The 4,036-nt window shown below is 57.7% G+C and carries 4 protein-coding genes; all 4 read right to left on the bottom strand.

Features of this window, described 5'->3' with window-relative positions; all coding sequences use genetic code 11:
• The coding region (tssE, locus tag WBB95_RS05150) for a type VI secretion system baseplate subunit TssE (RefSeq protein ID WP_424486576.1) at nucleotides 1–225 on the bottom strand (225 nt) is incomplete at its 3' end.
• A gap of 14 nt (nucleotides 226–239) precedes the next feature.
• Entirely contained in the window at nucleotides 240–1,718 is a 1,479-nt protein-coding gene (gene tssC, locus WBB95_RS05145; RefSeq protein ID WP_424486575.1) for a type VI secretion system contractile sheath large subunit, read from the bottom strand.
• 27 nt (nucleotides 1,719–1,745) lie between these two features.
• On the bottom strand, nucleotides 1,746–2,240 hold the full coding sequence (tssB, locus tag WBB95_RS05140) for a type VI secretion system contractile sheath small subunit (protein ID WP_424486574.1): 495 nt from the start codon (nucleotides 2,238–2,240) through the stop codon (nucleotides 1,746–1,748).
• Between the two features lie 33 nt (nucleotides 2,241–2,273).
• Nucleotides 2,274–3,827, bottom strand: coding sequence for a type VI secretion system protein TssA (gene tssA / locus WBB95_RS05135; protein ID WP_424486573.1), 1,554 nt, complete (start codon nucleotides 3,825–3,827; stop codon nucleotides 2,274–2,276).
• Nucleotides 3,828–4,036: the final 209 nt, after the last annotated feature.

Here is a 4,036-nt window from a genome sequence, read left to right as displayed (position 1 = left end):
GGCCTGGATAAAGCGCTCGATGAGAACACGCGACTGGGTCAAGGACTCATGCAGGCTAAGCCGCATGTCATTGAGGTCGGGCAAGCCGTAATCGGGCAGTGTCTGGACACTGCCCGCACGGGTGCTGAGCATTTTCCCCAAATGCGCCGCCACGGATGCCACGCCGCACACCTGGGTGGAGGCGTCGCGATCGAGCCGCTCGAAAAGGCTATGGTTATGGGGCATTCCCTGGCCTTTTCTCATTCTTTATCAAGCTTGCCGACCAACGACAACGTGAAATCGGCGCCCATGTACTTGAAATGCGGGCGCACGCTCAGGTTGACCCGATACCAGCCCGGCTCACCGTCTACATCGCTGACAACGATGCGTGCCGCGCGCAACGGCCGGCGGCCACGGACTTCAGCACTGGGGTTGTCCTGATCGGCCACATATTGGCGAATCCACTTGTTGAGCTCCAGCTCAAGGTCAGTACGCTCCTTCCACGAACCCAATTGTTCGCGCTGCAACACCTTGAGGTAGTGGGCCAGACGATTAACCACCATCATGTACGGCAACTGGGTGCCGAGCCGGTAATTGAGCTCGGCGGCCTTGCCCTCTTCGCTGATGCCAAAGGTCTTGGGTTTCTGCACGGAGCTGGCTGAAAAGAACGCCGCGTTATCACTGCCCTTGCGCATGGTCAGGGCAATGAAGCCTTCCTGCGCCAACTCGTACTCACGCCGGTCCGAGACCAGCACTTCTGTAGGTATCTTGGTTTCGATCTCGCCCATGCTCTGGAAATGATGCAGCGGAAGGTCTTCCACCGCCCCACCGCTTTGTGGACCAATAATGTTCGGGCACCAGCGAAAGCGCGCGAAACTGTCGGTCAGGCGAGTGGCGAAAGCGTAGGCGGTATTGCCCCACAGGTAATGCTCGTGGCTGTTGACCACGTTCTCCTGGTAGGCAAAGGTTTTAACCGGAGACTCAAGGGGGTCGTAAGGCGTTCGCAACAGGAAACGCGGCACGGTTAGCGCAACGTAACGGGCATCTTCGCTCTGGCGAAAGCTCTGCCATTTGGCAAACTGCGGGCCTTCGAAGTGGTCTTTGAGGTCTTTCAGGTCCGGCAACCCGGTAAAGCTTTCCAGGCCAAAGAAGCCCGGCCCGGCAGCAGCAATAAAAGGTGCATGGGCCATGCAGGCAACGCTGGAGGCGTACTGCATCAGCTTCACGTCAGGTGCGCTGGGTGAAAGGAAATAGTTGGCAATGATCGCACCCACGGGCTGACCACCAAACTGGCCGTATTCGGCACTGTAGATATGCTTGTACAGCCCAGACTGGGTGATTTCCGGAGAATCCTCAAAATCATCCAGCAGGTCCTGTCGCGAGACATTCAACAGCTCGATCTTGATGTTCTCGCGGAAATTGGTGCGATCGACCAACAGCTGCAGCCCTTTCCAGGCCGCTTCAAGCGCCTGGAAATCAGGGTGGTGAAGGATCTCGTCCATCTGCTGGCTGAGTTTTGTATCGATCTCGGCGATCATCCGGTCAACCAGGCGCTTCTTCACCGGCTCCGCACTGTTGTGCGGCTTGAGCAATTCTTCGATAAACGCCGACACACCGCGCTTGGCAATGCCGTAGGCCTCGTCATCGGCACTCAATAATGTCTGGGCAATGATGTTGTCGAGAATGCTGTACTCAACAGCCGCGTCTGCGGACTGCGGATTGTGCTGGGTAGGTGTCATGGTGTCAGTGTCCTTTTACTGAAGGTTTCAAACGGCGGGGTTCAGTCCCAGTTCGGCGAGTACCCGCGCACGCGATTCGTCATCGGCGAGGGCCTGCTCGATAGCTTTGCGAAAGCTTGGGGTATTGCCCAAAGGCCCCTTGAGCGCCATCAATGCCTCGCGCAGCGCCATCAGCTTTTGCAGCTCGGGTATTTGCTCAACCAGGCTCGCGGGGTTGAAATCCTTCATCGAGTTGATACGGACCTGGATCGCCAGTTCGTCGATGTCGGTATCCGCTTGCAAGCGATTGGGTACGCTTAACGTCAAGCTCAACGCTTGTTTGGCCAACACCTCGTCGAGAGTGTTTTTGTCGATGCCGATAGGCTTGCGATCTTCGAGCTTGCGCAGGTCTTCACGCTGGCTGAAATCGCCCAGCACCAGCAGCTTCATAGGCAACTCGACCTCCTCCTGAACGCCGCCGGTGGCGGGCTTGAAGGTGATATTGATTCGTTCCTTGGGTGCTACCGATCCGTCTTTGGCCATGGTATTTCTCCTTTTTCTAGTGGGCTCAAAAGCCTATTCAAGTACTGCTTCCAGGTCGAAATGGCACAACCTGCGATGAGCCATTTCCCGGCGTTCACGCACGGCATGGTCTTGTGGCAAGAGGTCATAGCAGCGATACAGCAGCCGAGTTACCTGAAACGCCAACTCGGGCTCCCAGCGCTCCAGGCCCGCGTGCTGCAATTCACTATCCAGCTGTTCAAGCTGAACCCTGCCCAGTTCGTGTTTACCGGCCCGCATGCACAACTTGGCGAGTGCCAAGCGCCAGTGGAATCGGGCCCGATCACTGCGTGCGGCATACAATCCTTGCTTGAGTGCACCGACCGCCGCCTTGAGTCCGTCCTTGCGCAGCCTGAACATCTGCGCCTGCAAGGCGGCCTCCCAGGGTTCGGTTGCGGCATCCGTAACCACCCGTTCGGGCTCGGCCTTATGCAGGTGGCGAACAACGTGAAGTGCGATCCAGTCACACGTCGCGGCGTCCGCAAACGGCGCGCCATCGTCGAACTTGAACTCAGGCAAGCTCGGCAACCGCTGCAACAGCAAGGCAAAATTCATTTCGAGTTCGGTCATCGCCAACTCTGCCTGCAAGGCTTCAAGGCATTCCCAGGCCATGCGCACGCCGTCGAACCAGAACAATGCGCCGCTGAGGCTGGCCTCAAGTTCAAGCAAGAGGTCGGCGTACTGCCCCAAGGCAAACCGCTCCTGATAGCGCTTGAGTTTGTCGGCCGGCGGTGGGCGCAGGGCTGTCACCCGCTCGCTGTTGGCGTCCGGGTAGCTGATGAGGGTCAGCCACGCCAGCGTTCGGCTGAGGCGCAATGCACGCAGGTCGGTGGCACTCTGGCGCAGCCACCAGGTGCACAACGGGCGGGCCTGCTCCTGCAACGCCCGCAGCAATTTATGAGCATCTTTTTCGTTGTTGACCGGCTGCTCGGGCTTGAGCAACTGAGTCGTCACCTGTTTGACCTGGGCGATGACACTGGCGACGCCACCCGTCTCAGGCGTACCTTGCGTAGCGATCGCCAAACGCTCCGACAGTTGCCTGCGAATCGGCAATAACAAGGGCGCGTCGTCGCCCAGACGCTTACCCCAAAGCTCATCAAGGCGCACGATGTGCTCCAGCAGCGCCTGGAACAGTGGCAACTGCCCGGTCAGTGAAATGTTTTGCGCAAACAACGGGTCAAGCCGCAGTACCAGCCAACCGAACGCGGCACAACGGGTACGCGACTTGGCTGGATAGACAACCGCCCAATGGTCCTCACAAAGACCCAGCAGCAAACCGAGGCCCGCCAGCAAGCCCGGAAATGAAAAGCGCTGGTGCAAAGCCCAGGTTACCCAAACAGCGACGCGCAGATCCTTGGAGTGATCACGCAACAGGCGCTCGCCGATGTCACTGATGCTCTGCCAGTCCGGCACGCTTGCACCATGAATCGATTGCGCCTTTCCCAGCTCGAATTCCAACGCCTCATACTCACTCGAAAAGCGCATATCGCAGCCAGCGAACTCCCCTGCCGTGCAAGGCAGCCGTGCAAGTTCCAAGTAATAAGCATAAAGCTTGTCTGAATAAACCATTCTGGGCCGCACGTTACTATTCAAGGCAGAAGCGGCACACCCGGCGCAATTATAATTACTTCCCGGAATACCATTTACCTTCGTTCAATATGCGACGAAGTGTGCGAACCTTAGCCACACTAAAAGCGATCAGCAAGCGACAAAACCGCACTTAAGTAATTTCCTACAAGTCACGTAATTTAAGGCCTGCGCAGCGATCTGCGCACTTA

Origin of the sequence: Pseudomonas sp. (genome assembly GCF_049645325.1) — a bacterium.
GTDB lineage: Bacteria > Pseudomonadota > Gammaproteobacteria > Pseudomonadales > Pseudomonadaceae > Aquipseudomonas.
This window is presented reverse-complemented; position numbering and strand designations above follow the sequence as displayed.

Excerpts from the sequence above, each read along its gene's own strand:
- tssC (WP_424486575.1), bottom strand. The coding sequence starts at position 1,718 with ATGACACCTACCCAGCACAATCCGCAGTCCGCAGACGCGGCTGTTGAG.
- tssB (WP_424486574.1), bottom strand. The coding sequence starts at position 2,240 with ATGGCCAAAGACGGATCGGTAGCACCCAAGGAACGAATCAATATCACC.
- tssA (WP_424486573.1), bottom strand. The coding sequence starts at position 3,827 with ATGGTTTATTCAGACAAGCTTTATGCTTATTACTTGGAACTTGCACGG.